This window comes from Pseudoalteromonas sp. DY56-GL79 (assembly GCF_041414765.1).
GTDB classification, from domain to species: Bacteria; Pseudomonadota; Gammaproteobacteria; order Enterobacterales; family Alteromonadaceae; genus Pseudoalteromonas; species Pseudoalteromonas piscicida.
The window spans coordinates 237,487-255,309 of the sequence record NZ_JANHZS010000001.1 but is presented as its reverse complement, the minus strand read 5'-3'; the positions used below and the strand labels follow the sequence as shown (position 1 = coordinate 255,309).

Here is a 17,823-nt window from a genome sequence, read left to right as displayed (position 1 = left end):
GCTTGATGCGCCCAAATTTATCAATGTTAATCAAATACTGCGACGGTCTGGCGGCTTAGGGCGAGCAGCTTGCCATCTTGTGACCAAATTTTAGCATCTTCAATACCATAACCATTTTGGCTATGGTGGGTCACGGCTTCAAAGCCCAGCCAAGAGTCTGAGTCGAGTGAAATATCACACAAAAATTCTATATACCAAGACATACTGCTGGCGGGGCTTGGCGCTTTACACATCTGGAGTAAGGTTGGCGGCCATGAATCAGCAAGAGCCAGTGTATGCAGTTCATTTACCGATGTAGTTTGTGCTTTAAATCGCATCCAACCACCTAGATTCGAAGATGGTGCACCTGAAAATGGTAAAGCTCCTTGCTGGGCATTGAGCGCGACATGCTGGAAAAATGCAGGCATCACACCTTCTTGGTATGGAAGAACTGCCTTTGGATTAACATCTGAAAGAGTAGGGCTATCGACATTTGTAACTTGGATAGCGGATGCTCTATCCTTGCCAAAGCACCCGATAGCAATAAGACAAACCTCGCCTGATTGGATCAGTTGAGTTTGCATTTGAGTGGCATTTTTTCCACTACGCAAAATGGTTGTTGCAACGGTAAATGGTGTGCCTTCTAGCAGTGGTCCGACAAAATTTACGCTCACAGAGAGCAATCGACGAGGCTCTGTCAGTTGATGCTTCATGCTTTGCACTGCTATTGCTGCAGACAATCCGCCAAACGCAGTGCGGCCTTGACACCAACTTGCAGGAAACGTCATTTGTGTTTGCGCTTGCTGTAAATGCTCCGACTGAATAATTTCATCAAATGTCATGTTGTCATTTCTCATTATTTATTATGTTGCATTTAGCATAACTGGTCTAACCAGGTAATCAAGCGTCAATTACATCGTATTTTCTTCTTCACTTGTTTCAAAATAAGCAATTAAGGGTGTTTTTTTGACCGAAACGTTCGAAAAGCAAAAAAATTTCAATTTTTTTCATTTTTTTTTAGTTGTGACGCTTGAATTACAAATCGGTGACCTTATTTATCAAATCAACTAACTGAACAACGAATTTTGAAGTCGGAGATGATTCATGGGTAAAATTATTGGAATCGATTTAGGTACTACTAACTCTTGCGTAGCGGTACTTGATGGTGACAAGCCGCGCGTTATTGAAAATGCTGAGGGCGACCGCACAACTCCTTCTGTTATTGCATTTACAGATGATGGTGAAACACTAGTCGGTCAGCCAGCAAAACGCCAGGCAGTGACTAACCCTAAAAACACACTATACGCGATCAAGCGTCTAATTGGTCGTCGTTTTGAAGATGAAGAAGTACAGCGTGACCTTAGCATCATGCCTTTCAACATCGTAAAAGCGGACAACGGCGACGCTTGGGTTGAAGTGCGTGGTGAGAAAAGAGCTGCACCTCAGATCTCAGCTGAAGTTCTTAAGAAAATGAAGAAAACAGCTGAAGACTTTCTTGGTGAGCCAGTAACAGAAGCTGTTATCACAGTTCCTGCATATTTCAACGATTCACAGCGTCAAGCAACAAAAGATGCAGGTCGTATCGCAGGCCTTGAAGTTAAGCGTATTATCAATGAGCCAACAGCAGCAGCACTTGCTTACGGCATGGATAAGAAGCAAGGCGACAACGTTGTTGCAGTATACGACTTAGGTGGTGGTACATTCGATATCTCAATCATCGAGATTGATGAAGTTGAAGGCGAGCACACCTTTGAAGTGCTAGCAACTAACGGTGACACTCACCTAGGTGGTGAAGACTTTGATAACCGCGTTATCAACTACCTAGTTGCAGAATTTAAGAAAGACCAAGGCATCGACCTAAAAACTGACCCGCTAGCGATGCAGCGCGTTAAGGAAGCGGCTGAGAAAGCGAAGATCGAACTGTCTTCAGCACAGCAAACTGAGGTAAATCTACCTTATGTTACTGCTGATGCAACAGGTCCAAAGCACATGAACGTTAAGCTAACTCGTGCAAAACTTGAGTCATTAGTTGAAGACTTAGTTGCGCAATCAATCGAGCCGCTAAAACGTGCACTTGCTGATGCAGACCTTTCTGTAAGCGACGTAAATGACATCATCCTAGTTGGTGGTCAAACACGTATGCCACTGGTACAGAAAACAGTAGCTGAATTCTTTGGCAAAGAGCCTCGTAAAGACGTAAACCCTGATGAAGCGGTAGCAGTTGGTGCTGCGGTTCAAGGTGGTGTACTTGCGGGTGACGTGAAAGACGTACTGCTACTTGACGTTTGTCCTCTGTCTCTAGGTATTGAGACTATGGGTCAAGTAATGACTGCGTTAATCGAGAAAAACACGACTATCCCTACTAAGAAGTCGCAAACTTTCTCAACAGCAGAAGACAATCAGTCTGCAGTAACAATTCACGTACTACAGGGTGAGCGTAAGCGTTCAAGCGATAACAAGTCTCTAGGTCAATTCAACCTAGAAGGTATTCGCCCAGCGCAGCGTGGTGTTCCACAAATCGAAGTTACTTTTGATGTGGATGCTGATGGTATCTTACACGTGTCTGCGAAAGACAAAGACACAGGTAAAGAGCAGAAGATCACAATCCAAGCTTCTTCAGGTCTAAGTGATGAAGAAGTAGAAAAAATGGTACGTGATGCAGAAGCAAATGCAGAAGAAGATAAAAAGTTTGAAGAGCTAGTTGGCGCTCGTAACCAAGCTGATGCACTTGTTCATGCTACACGCAAGCAAGTTGAAGAAGCAGGTGACGACCTTCCAGCTGACGACAAGACGGCAATTGAAGCTGCGCTTGGCGAGCTAGAAACAGCAATCAAGGGCGATAGCAAAGACGAAATCGATGCTAAGACACAAGCACTAGCAGAGAAATCGCAAAAGCTTATGGAAATCGCTCAAGGAAAAGCGCAAGCTCAACAAGCTGGCGGTGACGCAGGTGCCCAACAAGGTTCAGCGAAAAAAGACGACGATGTAGTTGACGCTGAATTTGAAGAAGTTAAAGACGACAAGTAATTGTAAGTCTTGAAGGAGGGCGCGCTGGCTGTATGGCTTGTCGCGCCCTACGTGTTTATAAATTAGACTGTTGTCTAGCATTAATTTGCAAGCGACAGGGCTCATCAGAGTCTGCAACGACATAAGTTGCCAAGAAAGAGTAGTGTGATAAAAATGTCTAAACCTGACTATTATGAAGTATTAGGTGTTGCAAGAGACGCCAGTGAACGTGACATTAAGAAGGCGTATAAACGTCTTGCAATGAAATATCACCCAGATCGTACTGCAGGTAACACCGAACTCGAAGCGAAATTCAAAGAAGTAAAAGAAGCTTACGAGATATTGACTGATAGTCAAAAACGCCAGATGTATGATCAATACGGCCATGCAGCTTTCGAACAAGGTGGTGGTGCTGGTCATGGTGGATTTGGCGGCGCTGGCGACTTCGGCGATATTTTTGGGGACGTATTCGGTGATATCTTTGGTGGCGGTGGTGGTCGTCGTCAATCAAGACAACAGCGTGGCGCGGATTTAAGATATAACTTAGAGTTAAGTCTTGAAGAAGCGGTACGTGGTAAGCAGGTTGATATCCAAGTACCAACTTGGGTGAGCTGTAAACCATGTGATGGTAGTGGTGCGAAAGCAGGTTCTAAGCCTAAAACTTGTACAACCTGTCATGGTGCAGGTCAAGTACAAATGCGCCAAGGCTTCTTTGCGGTACAGCAAACTTGTCCAACTTGTCAGGGCACAGGTCAGATCATTTCAGATCCTTGTAACAGCTGTCACGGACAAGGCCGTGTAGAGAAAACGAAGACACTTAACGTTAAGATCCCAGCAGGGGTTGATACGGGTGATAGAGTACGTTTGTCTGGCGAAGGTGAAGCGGGAGCGCATGGTGCTCCAGCTGGCGACCTGTACGTACAAGTGAGTGTAAAAGAGCACCCAATCTTCGTACGTGACGGCAACAACTTATACTGTGAAGTGCCAATTAGCTTCACAACGGCAGCACTCGGTGGTGAGATTGAAGTGCCGACCCTAGATGGCCGCGCAAAACTGAAGATTCCATCGGAAAGTCAAACGGGCAAAATGTTCCGTATGCGGGGTAAAGGTGTGAAGTCTGTGCGTAGCGGTGCGGTAGGCGACTTAATTTGTAAAGTTGTTCTTGAGACGCCAGTAAACTTAAACGAGCGTCAAAAAGAGCTTCTGCAAGAGTTTGAAGAGTCTATGGGTGAAAACAACGGTAAGAACCGTCCTAAGGCACAAGGCTTTTTTGACGGCGTTAAGAAGTTCTTTGATGACTTAACTAAGTAACTTAAATTTATTTGAAAATGCCCGCTGCGATAGCGGGCATTTTTGTTTTGACGGATGATAGGTATTATCGCAAGGCGATAGCATAAGCGTTTGTTTCTTGGTATAACTGAAATCAACATCTGCTTAAAAGGAGTTTGTAATGACACCTGCAATTAACCTACTTAAAAAAGCTAAAGTGGCGTTCCAAGTGCTGCAATTTGAGCATGACCCTAACGATCACGACTTTGCCAATGAAGCGGCGAAAAAGCTAAATCTAGACCGAGAAAAAGTATTTAAAACCCTGCTGATTGACGTTGATGGTACATTGCATGTAGCCGTTTCTCCCGCCACGCAACAAGTGGATTTAAAAGCTTTTGCTAAAGCGTGTAAGGGGAAAAAAGCACAGCTTGCAGATCAACAGAACGCGCAAAAGGTAACCGGTTATTTAATTGGCGGTATAAGCCCGTTTGCGCAGAAAAAACAGTTGCCAACTTTACTTCACGAGAGTGCTTTAGCATATGAGCAAGTTTACGTTAGTGCAGGCAAACGGGGAGTTGAAGTTGTTGTTTCACCTGCTACGATAGAGCAGCTATGCAAAGCAAAAATCGCACTGTTTTAGTGGCAGTGTTTGTTTTAAAAACCAACTTGATTATAGATAAAATGTCAGTCTAGAACTGCTGAGGCTGTCAAACCTCCTCGTTCACTCCTATTTTTCTCACTAAGAACAGTAATTTACTTTTTTCGACTTACAGCTGTAAGCCATTAATTTAGCAGTCATTTATATTAATCACTCGATAACTCAGTAAAAAAGCCGTTAAAAAATTAAGTAGAGTAATTGATCTAAACGATTTTTTATGCCGTAATGTAGGTATATCTATCTGGTCGGATGAGTTAATTATGAGCCTAAGAACGAATTTAAGAAAGATCCTCCCAAGCATTTCAATCACAGAACAAGAAGCATTAGATGCCGGTGATGTTTGGTTAGAAGGGTCAATTTATCAAGGTAAGCCTGACTTTTCGGCGCTTCGTGCTGTACCTGAAGCTAAGCTAAGTGCAGAAGAGCAAGCCTTTTTAGAAGGTCCAGTTAAAGAATTAATGGGTATGATCGATGACTCGGAAATTCAAAATGGCAAACACCTGCCAGAGCATGTGCTTGAATTTTTGAAAAAAGAGAGATTTTTCTCCTTGATCATTCCAAAAGAATACGGCGGTCTAGAGTTTAGCCCTTACGCAAACTCAACGATTGTAGGTACGATTGCGACTAAATCCTCTGCGGTTGCGGTAACGGTGATGGTTCCTAATTCACTAGGCCCAGGTGAGTTATTGTTACATTATGGTACTAAAGAGCAGCAAGCGCACTACCTTCCCCGCTTAGCAAACGGCCGTGATATTCCGTGTTTCGCGTTAACAAGCCCTGAAGCCGGTTCAGACGCCGGTGGTATTCCGGACCAAGGTATTGTTAAAAAAGGCATGCATAACGGTGAGGAAGTACTTGGTCTTGAAGTAACATGGGACAAACGCTACATCACACTTGCGCCGATTGCGACAGTACTCGGTTTAGCCTTTAAAGTATTGGATCCTGAGGGATTACTAGGCGGTAAGAAAGAACTAGGGATCACCTGTGCGTTAATTCCACATGACCACCCAGGTGTGCAACTTGGAAACCGTCATGACCCTATGGGGATACGCTTCTATAATGGCACGACACGTGGTGAAAAAGTCTTTATCCCAATGGACTTTATCATCGGTGGCCAGAAGAATATTGGTCGCGGTTGGCAGATGTTGGTAAGCTGCTTAGGTGCTGGACGTGGTATTTCTTTACCAGCACTAGGTGTATCAACTAGCCAAGTCGCACTGAAATCTGCATCTGAATATGCAGCGGTACGTGAGCAGTTTGGTCTCTCGATCGGTCAGTTTGAAGGTATTCAAGAAAAGCTTGCTGATATTGCAGGTAAAGCTTACATGCAAGAGGCGATGCGGGTATTAACAACAGAAGGTTTAGGTATGGGTCTTAAGCCATCTGTAGTAACAGCAATTGCAAAATACCACATGACTGAAACAGGTCGTGACGTATTGGACTCTGCAATGGATATCCTTGCAGGTAAAGCTATTCAAAATGGTCCTCAGAATACCCTTGCAAGCGGTTATGTTGCACAGCCAATAGCGATTACCGTAGAAGGTGCAAACATTCTAACGCGTAACCTGATGATCTTTGGTCAAGGTGTAATGCGCTGTCACCCATATTTGCAGTCGATGGTTGAATCTATTCACAGCGAAGAGAAAGACGCCGACAGTAAATTCCGTGGTATTTTGACGAAAACAGTTAGCTATAGTGTTGCCAACAGCTTACGTGCTTTCAAATATGGTCTTATGCCATTCACTGCTGATGCAAAATCACCATTACCTGAAGTGCGTGCGTATGAAAAAGCCGCGCATAGATTAGCAGCTAAGCTTGCGGTATACGCAGACTTTTCATTGCTTGTACTAGGTGGAAAACTGAAACAAGCAGAGATGCTGTCAGCACGCCTTGGTGATGTAATGAGTCACTTGTATGCAGCGATGGCTTCAATCAAATACTACGAGCAAAAAGTAGCGGTAGCAGAGCGTGAGCAGGCAGCACCTTATTTCCATTATGCGACAAGGCATGCACTTGTTAGTGCAGAAGAAGCGCTACATAAGTTCTTAGACAACTTCCCGGCAAGTGGTACTCGTAAATTTATGCGTGTGATCACGATGCAGTTTAGTGCTAAACAAATGCCTAAAATTAATGATGATATGATCAGAGAATTAGCGGCAGCGGCGCAAATGGATACGCCAATCAAAGCGCAGCTTACTCATCTTGTGAAGCCTACCGCAGGTGATGGTCATGATATCAATGAACAAGCATATAAGGCTAAGATGGGTTGCCTTGACCTGCTTGCCAAAGTTAAGAAGGCAGTTCGCAAGCGCGAGATCCAACCAGGTGTTCGTTTCGAGCAAACTTTAGATAATGCGCTCGTTGGTAACCTTATCAACGAAGAAGAGTACGCAAAGCTGGTTGATTACAACCGCAAGCGTGAAAAAGCAATCCGAGTAGATGAGTTCGACTTCGATTTAAACTTGTTAGATGAACAAAGCGCGAGAGAAACAGTCAAGCAAGCCGTGAATGAGTAAGTTAAACAAATAACTTTTTTGTAAAAGTAAAAGCCCTTAACCAATTGGTTAAGGGCTTTTTCATGTTGGGTAAAGATAATAACACCAGCTATAATTATCGAGCACTGTAAAACGGTTTGCTTATTATACCAATTTGTTTTAATACTTGCTCAATTTGAAGGTGCATATCTGACGCTAACAGCGTTAAAAATTTCTTATTTAGAACAACTAAATAGAAAAATTTTTGCCTGTTATTGACAAGACTTTCTCGCCTCAAAATAGGTCACTTAATTAAGCAAATTGGTATTCGTAATAGTAAGTAAAGGGTTGTACTGTGTTTCAGTAACCTGAGTTATACAATAAACAGCTTGGCTGTTTATTGAACAATTCTCAGGTTAAATAACAAAAAGGTGTAACACAGTGAAAATAAGTATTCCGAACGATGTAATTTCTGCGCCTATGTCAACACAGCAAGAGCAACAATTATGGAGCGGTTGTGGTGATATGTTATTTATCAATCATGATGCTGGGAAGCTTGCAATTAAGCGCACTAAAGTGCCTAATGATATTGCACATCGGCGAATTGAACAATCTTCTGTAGCGCTTGCGCGTAAAGCTAAGTCTTATCAAGTAGAACGTCACTTTTACAAACATCATGCATGCGAGTTACTTTCACCTTGCAATACACCTAGCTATTTAGGAGAAGGGGTAAGTGAAGGGATGGACTACATCGTCTTTAGAGACTTTTCAACTCAAGGCTTTTCGCAAACTGCTAACCCGTCCGAGTCACAAATATTAGCGGTGATAGGGTGGTTAGCTAAATTCCATGCTCACTTTTTACAAAGCCCAGCAGAACATGTGTGGGAGCAAGGAAACTATTGGCATCTGGATACACGGCCAGATGAGCTTGAGCGAATGCAGCACAGTAGTATTAAACAAGCGGCACCACGATTGCGAGATCGTATCAAAAATAGCCATTGGCATACTTGGATCCATGGCGACGCTAAGCTTGCTAACTTTGCCTTTAATGGCAACCAAGCTCTGGGATTCGATTTTCAGTATGTCGGAAAGGGTATTGGTGTGTCAGACTTAATGCTGTTTATTACGTCGGTACTAGACGAAAAGGAACAGCTCCTGCATGCCGATGAGTATCTCAAGTTGTATTTAGATATGTTGAGAATAGAATTATTGGGCAAAGCAGCCTCTATTGATATCGCTCAGATCCTTTCTGAGTGGGAGTTGTTGTGGCCTGTAGTGTGGGCTGACTTCTATCGCTTTCTATTGGGTTGGAAACCGGACCATGTAAAAATTAATGATTACATGAAATTTCAAACGGAAATCGCATTACAACAGGGATAATAAATGGTCATAGCCTTATTCAGTGCGTTAAATTGGGCTGTATTTGATTTTTTACGAAAAAGACTAGCGAGCCATTATTCAGCCGCGCAAATGTCGGTGATATTTAGTTTGCTAGTCTTACCTGCATACATAGGCTATTGGTTGGTTGTTGACAAACAGCTTCCAAGTTCTGCTTATCTAGCACCTGCGATAGCTAGCGGAATTTTGGCTGCAATTGGTAGCGTAAACTTTATTCAGGCCCTTGCGCTTGGGCGAATGGCGGTTATCCTGCCTCTTTTATCCATCACTCCAGCACTTGCAGGTGTGTTTGCTTGGTTGCTACTTGGGGAACCTTTAACCACACTGCAGTCAATACTAATCGCTGCGATTGTCTTAGCTTCGTTTTTATTGCAAGGAGGCAGGTTCTCTTTTCAAGAGCCAGGTGCAAAACAAGTTGCAATCACCTCTTTTTGCTGGGGGCTTTGTATCGTGTTCGATAAACAGGCTTTGCAACACAGCTCGCTCTCTTTTCATGCTGGGTTTCTAACCTTTATGGTATTTTTTGTTAATCTAATCTTGTTACGACCACAATTTAAAAATCAAAATTTCCGCGCACATTGGTTGCTCTGGGCTATTTCTTCAGTGGTATTCGCTGTCGCTGTTATCTTTCAAATGCAGGCGTTAACCGAAATTCAGCCGGGGCTTGTTGAAGGATTGAAAAGAGCCATTGGCATAGTCAGCGCGAGTATGCTTGGGATGTGGTTCTTTAAAGAGGCAATTTCAATAAAAGAATGGCTGATGATCTCTGTTATTTTGTGTTGTAGTGCAATGTTGGCATTAAATAGTGGCGCTTAAGCGCCACTTAAAATGACTAACTTACTTACATTGCGCGACTTTAGTCCAAACGTTTGAGTAGATCTCTGGGCTTGCGCCTTGTGACCAGTACGTAGCACGGTATTCAAAGCCTTTGAATGAAACCCGGTCGCCCGTATTGTAGAACTTAGTTGCACTCCATTCTTGGATACCATTACACCCGGCTGGTGCATCACTAACGGTAACTGCCAGTGTTTTAGAAGCTGTTCTGTTATTTGAAGCTGTCACAGTGAGTGTCACTTGATATGTGCCAGCACTAGCATAGGTGTGTGCTGGATTGGTTTGTGAACTTGTTGCACCATCACCAAATTCCCACTGATAACTACCTGCTGTTGATTGGTTGTTAAATGTCGCAGTGAGACCGGATACAGTGAAGTTAAAGTTTGCATTGACTGCACCTGAAGTATCACAGCCATTATTTGTTAGATAATCAACCGCCGCTTTTGCTTGCACAATACCATAGCCGTAAGAAGTATCACGACCTGCTTGGCCTTTGTCTTTTGCTGTTGTATTCAATACTTGGCGAATTTGCTGAGCAGTACATTGCGGGAAGTGGCTCCACACTAAAGCTGCAACACCAGAAACATGCGGGGTTGCCATTGAAGTACCACTAATACTGCGATACGCGCCATTATTCCATGTTGAGTTTACACCAACCCCCGGACCTGCAATTTCTACTTGGCTGTTGTATTGAGAGAAAGAGGCTTTTGACTCAGAGCTATCGACCGCTGCCACAGATACAACTGCATTATATGATGCTGGGTAGCTCAACGAGCTATTACCCGCGTTGCCAGCGGCTGCGATATGTAGCATGCCACGCTGATAACTTTGTTCAAACGCATTACGCTCTGCTGTAGAGCTGCCGCTACCACCTAAACTCATGCTGGTTACATTGGCGCCTGCCTGCTCACACTGTTCAATTGCTTTAATGAGGTCGGAACCGTATGCCCAGCGGCCTTGGTCATTAAACACTTTAACAATATGAAGACCTAGTTGCCCTGATGGATTTACCCCGACCACACCTGTGCCGTTACCACCTAAAGCGGCTATTGTGCCGGCAACGTGTGTTCCGTGGCCGTTACCATCGTTACTCCACACACCTGTGTCGTAGTTACCATAGCCGTCATTACCAGTAACGCCTGTGCTAGGTAAGTCTTGGTGACCTAGCGTATAACCTGTATCCATAATACAGACTTTACGGTTGCCGCTGTAGCCGTCGGATACTTGGTTAGCTTGCACCATATTAATACCGTAAGGTGTGGTTTCAGCAAGTAAATCAATTGCCGAAGTTTCTACGCTTGGCAAATAACGTTTAGGGTCAATTTCTACTTGCGCAACATTGCCGCTTGCTTGTAGTTGTTGCATTTGCGCAGAAGAAACTTCGGCGACATATGCATTAATGCTTGGCAATGTGTTGACAGCCGCTGTACCTAAGGTGGAGTAGGCAGCTTCAGACAAAGCCTGCGCTTTAAACTGCGTCGCTTCTGCTTGATTTAAGCGCACTGGCAGAACATTTGGTGTTGCGCTGTCTTTTAATGTGACAATAACGCGCTGTGTATCTGCGTGAGCAACTGAAAGGCTTGCACAAACGCAGGCACTAAGGGTCGAAAGCTTAAGAAGTTTTACTACTGTATTACTGTTTTTCATATTTCACCTGTTTTACATGTTGTTTACGTTTGTTACTAAAACAGGTGTTGACATCGCTGTCAATGTGTAAAGATTAGACAGGTTTAAATTGCATTATCTTTCTGGGTTTTGTTTAATGCATTAATTAATCGTTCTTAAATTCTCAATTTTTTATATTATTATTGTGGTTATTTTTATTAAGTGAGTGAGTTAGTTCTGTAATGGTAAATTGCGCTGGATCGTTAATGTAACGTAAAAAGTCCAGGTGTTCAGGAAAGTTTCCATGTATGGCATGATACAAAGGTAAGTGAGCGTCATCCAGCGGTTCGAAAATAGATAAGGTCACGCTGTCTATCGGTGTGAAGTCTCTATGATATTGTGCTAATCGAGCTAAGGTATAGGCCCCAAGCAACACATGCCCTCCAATCGAAACATCTAACTTAGGCGCAATACCTTCATCCCAATTAATCCCACCTATGACGATCTTACGGTTTAACTCTTTAGCCGCGAGTAATGCGCCATAAGCAATAGGATCATTGGCAGCCCAAACAGTTGTGATTGCGGGATCTCGCTGTAACCACGCTTTAGTGAGGCGATAAGCTTCATTCTGAGACCATTGACAATTTGCCTCTGCAATTAATTCTAGCTCTGTATGGTGCTCAAGATAAGCGCGCATGCCTTTTTGTCGGTCTAATGCCGCAGTCGTCGCTACATCACCGAGCAAAGCTAATACATGCTGTGATGGATTAGAAGATCTAAGCGCTTTTCGCGCAAGTTGATGCATTAACTTAAAACCGGCTTGGAAATTGTCTGGCTCAATGGTGCCAATGAGTTGGTGTCCTGCCTTTAACAAAGCCACTTCCTCTGTTTTAGACGGTCCATTGAGCAAGAAAATAATCTTAATGTTGGTGGCTTTGGTGTTTAACAAATAGGGAACGACACTCGACTTTTCATTAACCAGCACAAGGTAATCAGCATCACTTTTCAAGGCTTGCTCTACGAGCGATTTTATCAAAATATGGTTGCGCTGCGCATAACTTATTTTAAGGGAAATATTCATGTTACTAGCGGCCGCAGTCATCACGTTGCTGACGTTATACCAAAAATCCCCTGTAGGATTTTTTGTTGCAAAGCCGGGGTTTACAAACTGAACGTTGAATCGTTGTGCAGATAGCACGGCCATCGGTGATAAAAATAAAAAGATGAACAACAATTTTCGGATCATAAGTCTCTACATTTTTGATATTCAAAAAGTGTGCTGCTAAATACGCTACAAGTATAGCTTACGCTAGAATCGTTGCGCTATCTGCCTGTTTTTTGAATGTTATTCGGAACCTGCATATTTTTCATAGCATTGAATTTAGCTCATGCGTTAATTGCTTTATACTAGCGCGCAAAGAGTAAGGGGACTTTGATGAGAAAAATCGTATTTATATTCGTATTGTTGTTTTCGATGTCAGGGGGGGCGCATGAGTCAAGCGAACTGAATAAAACCATGAAGGAAATGGGCCATATTTATAAGCAGGCTATGAAAGCGCAATCTGCTCAAGAAATGCAAGCACACTTAACCGAGCTGACTACACTCGTTAATGAAAGTAAGCAATTTCAGTTTAAGCAAGAGGTGTCTGCCGAGTCAGTTGAGGGCTTGAATAAAGTACTCGAAACCATTACTGAGGCGAGCCAAGAAGTAGACTCGGGAAGAGTTGAAAAAGCCCGTGAAATGCTTTTAAAAATTGATGAACTGAGAAAGCAATACCACAAACTACACGAGCCACCGGGCTTTTGGGAGTTACTATTTGGTAGCTAAGCTGAGATTCGAATAGTTAACTTATCCTATCGCTGTGGTTATTCCTTGTGCTATCACAGCGGCTTAGCTTATCGGTCTTGGCTTTAGTTGAACATGGCAAAAAGACTAGCGAGTCGTGGCTTGATCTTTCTGGCTCACTCGCTAGTTTTCCATCAGCTCCAAAAGCGGTGAAATAGCGATATCCTTTTCTGTACTTATTAGAAATTACATAAAAATCTGCTCAAAATAAGTTGCATTATTAATTGGAACGATCCAGTATGTTTGTTTTTAATCTGGGAAATTTCAATGAAAACCTCCTCATTAGCCAGTCTAATTTTACTCTCATTTTGTGGCTCCTCATCAGCGAATGCCAATGCGCTCTACGACATCACCGAACGCGATGCATTCTCTGTAACGAGCGACGTAAAGGAGCAAATCCAAGGTGAGGGAATAGAGCAATTAGTTGATAGATCGTTAAAAAGCAAATTCTTATCTAAGCAATCTAGCGCTGAGATTGTATTTGATCTGAAAGACGTCAAAGCGCTTGGACAATATAGTCTCACCTCAGCCCAAGATGCACCCGCTCGAGACCCAAAGCATTGGACTGTTGCCGTATCTATAGATGGTAAGGTATGGCAAGAGGCTGATAAACGCAACAATATCGTATTTTCAAGGCGGGGTGAAACACTCGCTTTCGACCTAGCCAAAACAACGGATGCGAGGTACGTGCGCTTTACGATAGCACAAGAAGGTAAAACGCAGTGGGGCGACCGCTTTTTGCAAATCGCTGATTTGGCGCTCTATGCACAAACAAACTTACCACTGGCGAACTTTACTGCAGATAAAACGGTTGCCAAGCTTAATGAGCCAATTTCTCTGCAGTCGATATCTGCAAACTCACCTACAGCACTGAACTGGAAGGTTGAGGGCAAAGCGGCGCTGCCAACCACAAAAAGTGTTGAAGTAGTTTATGACAAGCCAGGTAACTACAATGTTACTCTAATGACTAAAAATGCGCATGGCTCCGACCTTAAAACCCGTGCGAACTATTTAAAAATCTACGATCCAAATCACCCTTGGAAAGGCTTTGAGCCGCCAAAGGTCAAAGTGGTTATCGAAGATACTGAGTCGGCAGGGTCGAAACGCCTGCAAGCACTCTTTCCTGATATAGCCAGTACGGTAGATGACGTAACTCGTAAACTGGCCCCAAGGTTGTACAAGCACTTTGCAGAGCTGCCAGAGTTTGAGCAAGTCACATTTAGGCTAAAGTGGATGGACACAATAGCGTATCGCTCTGGAGACGAAACGAATATGGAAATTGTGTTTAGCTCAAAGTACATCACCGAAAAACTCGCTGCACAACCAGATGAGCAAGTGGAATACGAACTCCTTGGTGTGCTCTGGCACGAACTTACCCATGGATATCAGCTATTTCCAAAAGAAAGAAGTTATGCTGAACCCGATGTCCATGCATTTATTGAAGGAATGGCTGATCTCATTCGCATTCAAGCTGGATTCCATAAAACCCGTTCACCTAAGCCGTCAGATTCTTGGGTTGGTGGATACACAAATACTGGGTTCTTTCTCGCATGGCTCGCTGAGTCTCATCCTGATTTTGCCTATCGTTTTAATCAAACTGCGGTAAAACTAGAAGATTGGTCATTTGAAGATGCAATAAAATCAGTTACTGGAGAGTCCCTTGATAAGCTTTGGTCTCGTTACCAAAGTGAGCTAAATACCAAGAAATTGCAATGAACTAGCAAGAACTAGGTGATTACAATTTGTCATCACTGTACTGTAAATGTACATAATTTGTTGACAGGTTTGTTTTATTGCTCATAATTGGAACGTTCCTTTTTGTATTTCTGCCTAATGCTTTGTTGGTTTTGTTAAGGGAGAAATAGAATTTTAATAAAAAATTGGAACGTTCCTTTAAATTATGGGGGTCTTATGACAACAATAATGTATAAACATAGCCTGATCGCCGCTGCTGTTCTTGCAGCGGTAACAACTAACTCAGTAACAGCCGCAACAGATGAACAAGCAGAAGAAATAGAACGTGTTGAGGTGACAGGGTCTCGTATTAAGCGTATCGCCATTGAAGGTGTTACCAATGTTCAAAGTCTCTCTTCCGCTGATATGGTAAGAAGTGGCTTTAACACAGTGTATGACGCACTGAGTAGCATTTCAGCCGCCAGTGGTGCCGTCCTCGGTGAAGTAGAAACTGGCTCCTATACACCTGGCGCCAAAGAGTTAAACCTATTAGGCGTTGGACCTGAATACACACTTATTCTCGTTAATGGCAAGCGCTTGGCCTATTACCCAATGCCTTACGGTGGCCAAACTAATTTTGTTAATCTCGATATGTTGCCAACGGCGATGGTTGAGCGCATCGATATTCAATCCGGCGGCGGCTCTGCAATCTATGGTTCAGACGCAATGGCTGGGGTAGTCAATATTATCACCAAAAAAGGTATGGACGAGCATGTCGTTGAAGCATTCTACGGCCAAGATACCTATGGTACGGGTGATAAAAAAGGCTTGTCGTTTGTTGGTGGTTTTGAACAAGACAACTTTACGTTTGACTACTCGCTAGAATACAAGACGGAAGAAGCGCTAACAGGTGCCGACAGACCTTTTCATGACAGCGTTTGGGATAATCCAGACCCAACAAACAAACGAGAACTCAATCGTTCAATTACCGTATGGGCTGAGAACACCGAGTTCAAAAATCAATATTCAGCGCAGTACTGTAATACAGATGATAATCCACACCCAACTGCAGTTCAGCACTTTATAAGCCGCAATGATTACGGCCTAAGCTGTGGGTGGGATGAAACCGGTAATAATTTGCTACGAAACCAAGTTGAAACCATGAGTTTGTATATCAACTCGGTGTACAGCATTAACGACGAACACAGCTTCTTTGTTAACGGATTTTATATCGATCAAGAAAAGAAAGGGGCACGAAATCCTTTCTTCTTTGCTCATGCAGAGTCAATTCACGGTTCCATGTTTTGGGATCCTGATATCAAAAATAAAGCTGGTGGCTACGGCGCTCCAGTTAAGTATATGTGGCGGATAGTGAATGATTCAGAATATACAAATGATGGCTTAGGCCGGGTATACGATGATAAATCTTATTCATTTAGTTTTGGTCTTGAAGGGGAAATAGCAGATTACTATTATTCCGTTGGCTTCAGCCGTTCACAATACGATTTCTCTGATAGGTACTTGCATCACACGGTTGAAGGAAATAACTGGCTAAAAGGACCAAAGTTGGGAGAGGTTGACGGCATGCCAATCTACCGTCCAAATTACCAAGCTTTTTTTGCGCCTCTGACCCAAGACAATATGTATAACATGGCTGATTGGGCAACCTATGATGGCTTATCGTTCAATGAAACGCTAACCGCAGATCTGTCCGGGGATTTATTTGAATTGCCAGCTGGATTTGTGTCTTTTGCAGCATATATTGAGCTGATGAAAGAAGGGACGAGGGCGACACCTGATAGCAGAATACTAAATAAAGAATTTGTCGGTCTGACTGGTGTTATCACCGATGGTGAACGTAACCGTTATGCAGCGGCGACAGAATTTATGATCCCTATTACTGAACAGATCTCTAGTGAAATTGCGCTGCGTTATGACCACTATGATGATATTTCTGATGTTGGGGGGGCATTCACTTATCAAGTCGGTTTTAAATACTCTCCTACTGACGCGCTGATGCTAAGAAGTGCGTATGGAACAACGTTCCGAGGTCCTAGCATGAGCTCGGTATATCAAGGGTTTGCTGGTAACTTTGGACGTGGCTCGGACAGAGTGATTGCAGATGCTTGCCTACGCTTTCAAACCACAGGTGATCCCGCTCAATATAATGCTGATGCATTAACTATCAGCTGCGCAGACTTAGACACAACAAATATCAACGAGCCAAAGTTAGATGCTGACTTTGAGACAATCTCGGCAGGCGATCCAACTTTAAAAGAAGAGTCAGGTCATTCATTAACCTTTGGTCTTGTGTATGAGTACTCCCCTGAGCTGTCATTCAATGTTGATGTTTATGACATTGTCCTTAAAGACAAAATTACTCGACTTGGGTCTGGCGAAATTCTTGATAATGTCTGGAAGTGTGAAAACGGCTTAATTGATTCGTCTTCTGCTAAATGCGCCAATATGCAAGACAGAGTACAGCGTTTTGACCAAGATGGTTTGGCAACCGACTGGTTAGGGAACACGAAAAAAGGATTACCGTACACCGCAGCAATTATCAGAGAAGGTTATATAAACGCCGCGGAAAGACAACATGGCGGCGTCAATTTTGGTGTGAAAGGTACGTTTGAGTCAGAACTTGGCGAGTTTATTTATAAGCTTGATTACAGCCATGTTTTAAATAAAAAAGAAAAGCTTCGTCCCGAAGATCCGCTTGAAGATGTGTTAGACAGTCAAGATAACTATAACTTCAAAGATATGGCATCGTTTAACCTGACTTGGCAGTTGGAAAAGACCGCAATTTCATGGCAGGTAAATTATAAAGGAAAAAATTGGAACGGTGCTGATTTTGGTCAAAGAGAAAAGTTACCTGCATGGATAAAGCATAATCTAACCATTGGTCATTACATTAATGACAACACGCGAGTGATGTTTACGGTACAAAACTTATTAAATGCGATGCCACCTCAAGACGACTCGTTTAGAAGTTACCCATTCTATAAAGCGGGTAATTATGACACGAACGGTCGCGAATTCTTACTAAAAGTTAACTACCAATTTTAATAATAAAGGGTAAC

General features: G+C 43.1%; 12 protein-coding genes. 9 read left to right on the top strand and 3 right to left on the bottom strand.

Features of this window, described 5'->3' with window-relative positions:
* Positions 1-26: 26 nt before the first annotated feature.
* Positions 27-821 (bottom strand): thioesterase family protein, encoded by a 795-nt coding sequence (locus tag NO992_RS01005; protein WP_371373606.1) that lies wholly within the window; start codon positions 819-821, stop codon positions 27-29.
* Between the two features lie 262 nt (positions 822-1,083).
* Here NO992_RS01005 and dnaK point away from each other — a divergent pair, with 262 nt between their 5' ends.
* The 6 genes from dnaK to NO992_RS00975 all read left to right on the top strand — a co-directional run bounded on the left by dnaK (position 1,084) and on the right by NO992_RS00975 (position 9,600).
* A complete protein-coding gene (gene dnaK / locus NO992_RS01000) occupies positions 1,084-3,006 on the top strand; it encodes a molecular chaperone DnaK (RefSeq protein ID WP_371373602.1) in 1,923 nt (640 codons plus the stop codon).
* A 153-nt stretch (positions 3,007-3,159) separates the two neighbouring features.
* Complete coding sequence (gene dnaJ / locus NO992_RS00995; RefSeq protein ID WP_017216728.1) at positions 3,160-4,296, top strand: molecular chaperone DnaJ; 1,137 nt, start codon at positions 3,160-3,162, stop codon at positions 4,294-4,296.
* Between the two features lie 139 nt (positions 4,297-4,435).
* Positions 4,436-4,894 carry a Cys-tRNA(Pro) deacylase gene (gene ybaK / locus NO992_RS00990; RefSeq protein ID WP_010373086.1) on the top strand — a complete coding sequence of 153 codons (459 nt, stop codon included), beginning with the start codon at positions 4,436-4,438 and terminating at the stop codon, positions 4,892-4,894.
* 278 nt (positions 4,895-5,172) lie between these two features.
* Positions 5,173-7,428 carry an acyl-CoA dehydrogenase gene (locus NO992_RS00985; RefSeq protein WP_371373598.1) on the top strand — a complete coding sequence of 752 codons (2,256 nt, stop codon included), beginning with the start codon at positions 5,173-5,175 and terminating at the stop codon, positions 7,426-7,428.
* Positions 7,429-7,827: 399 nt separating this feature from the next.
* Positions 7,828-8,766, top strand: a complete 939-nt coding sequence (locus NO992_RS00980; RefSeq protein WP_371373595.1) for a phosphotransferase — start codon at positions 7,828-7,830, stop codon at positions 8,764-8,766.
* A gap of 3 nt (positions 8,767-8,769) precedes the next feature.
* Positions 8,770-9,600 carry an EamA family transporter gene (locus NO992_RS00975; RefSeq protein ID WP_138527185.1) on the top strand — a complete coding sequence of 277 codons (831 nt, stop codon included), beginning with the start codon at positions 8,770-8,772 and terminating at the stop codon, positions 9,598-9,600.
* Between the two features lie 21 nt (positions 9,601-9,621).
* Here the strand turns inward: NO992_RS00975 and NO992_RS00970 are convergent, their stop codons facing one another.
* Together NO992_RS00970 and NO992_RS00965 are read right to left on the bottom strand one after the other, a co-directional pair.
* Positions 9,622-11,265 (bottom strand): S8 family serine peptidase, encoded by a 1,644-nt coding sequence (locus tag NO992_RS00970; protein ID WP_371373592.1) that lies wholly within the window; start codon positions 11,263-11,265, stop codon positions 9,622-9,624.
* A gap of 142 nt (positions 11,266-11,407) precedes the next feature.
* Positions 11,408-12,469, bottom strand: a complete 1,062-nt coding sequence (locus NO992_RS00965; RefSeq protein WP_371373589.1) for an ABC transporter substrate-binding protein — start codon at positions 12,467-12,469, stop codon at positions 11,408-11,410.
* Positions 12,470-12,658: 189 nt separating this feature from the next.
* Between NO992_RS00965 and NO992_RS00960 the strand changes: the two genes are divergently transcribed.
* The 3 genes from NO992_RS00960 to NO992_RS00950 all read left to right on the top strand — a co-directional run bounded on the left by NO992_RS00960 (position 12,659) and on the right by NO992_RS00950 (position 17,809).
* The gene (locus tag NO992_RS00960; protein ID WP_010373073.1) at positions 12,659-13,051 is read left to right on the top strand and encodes a cytochrome b562; all 393 of its coding nucleotides are present in this window, start codon (positions 12,659-12,661) and stop codon (positions 13,049-13,051) included.
* 285 nt (positions 13,052-13,336) lie between these two features.
* A complete protein-coding gene (locus tag NO992_RS00955) occupies positions 13,337-14,785 on the top strand; it encodes a basic secretory protein-like protein (protein ID WP_371373585.1) in 1,449 nt (482 codons plus the stop codon).
* A gap of 195 nt (positions 14,786-14,980) precedes the next feature.
* Positions 14,981-17,809, top strand: coding sequence for a TonB-dependent receptor domain-containing protein (locus NO992_RS00950; RefSeq protein WP_371373581.1), 2,829 nt, complete (start codon positions 14,981-14,983; stop codon positions 17,807-17,809).
* Positions 17,810-17,823: the final 14 nt, after the last annotated feature.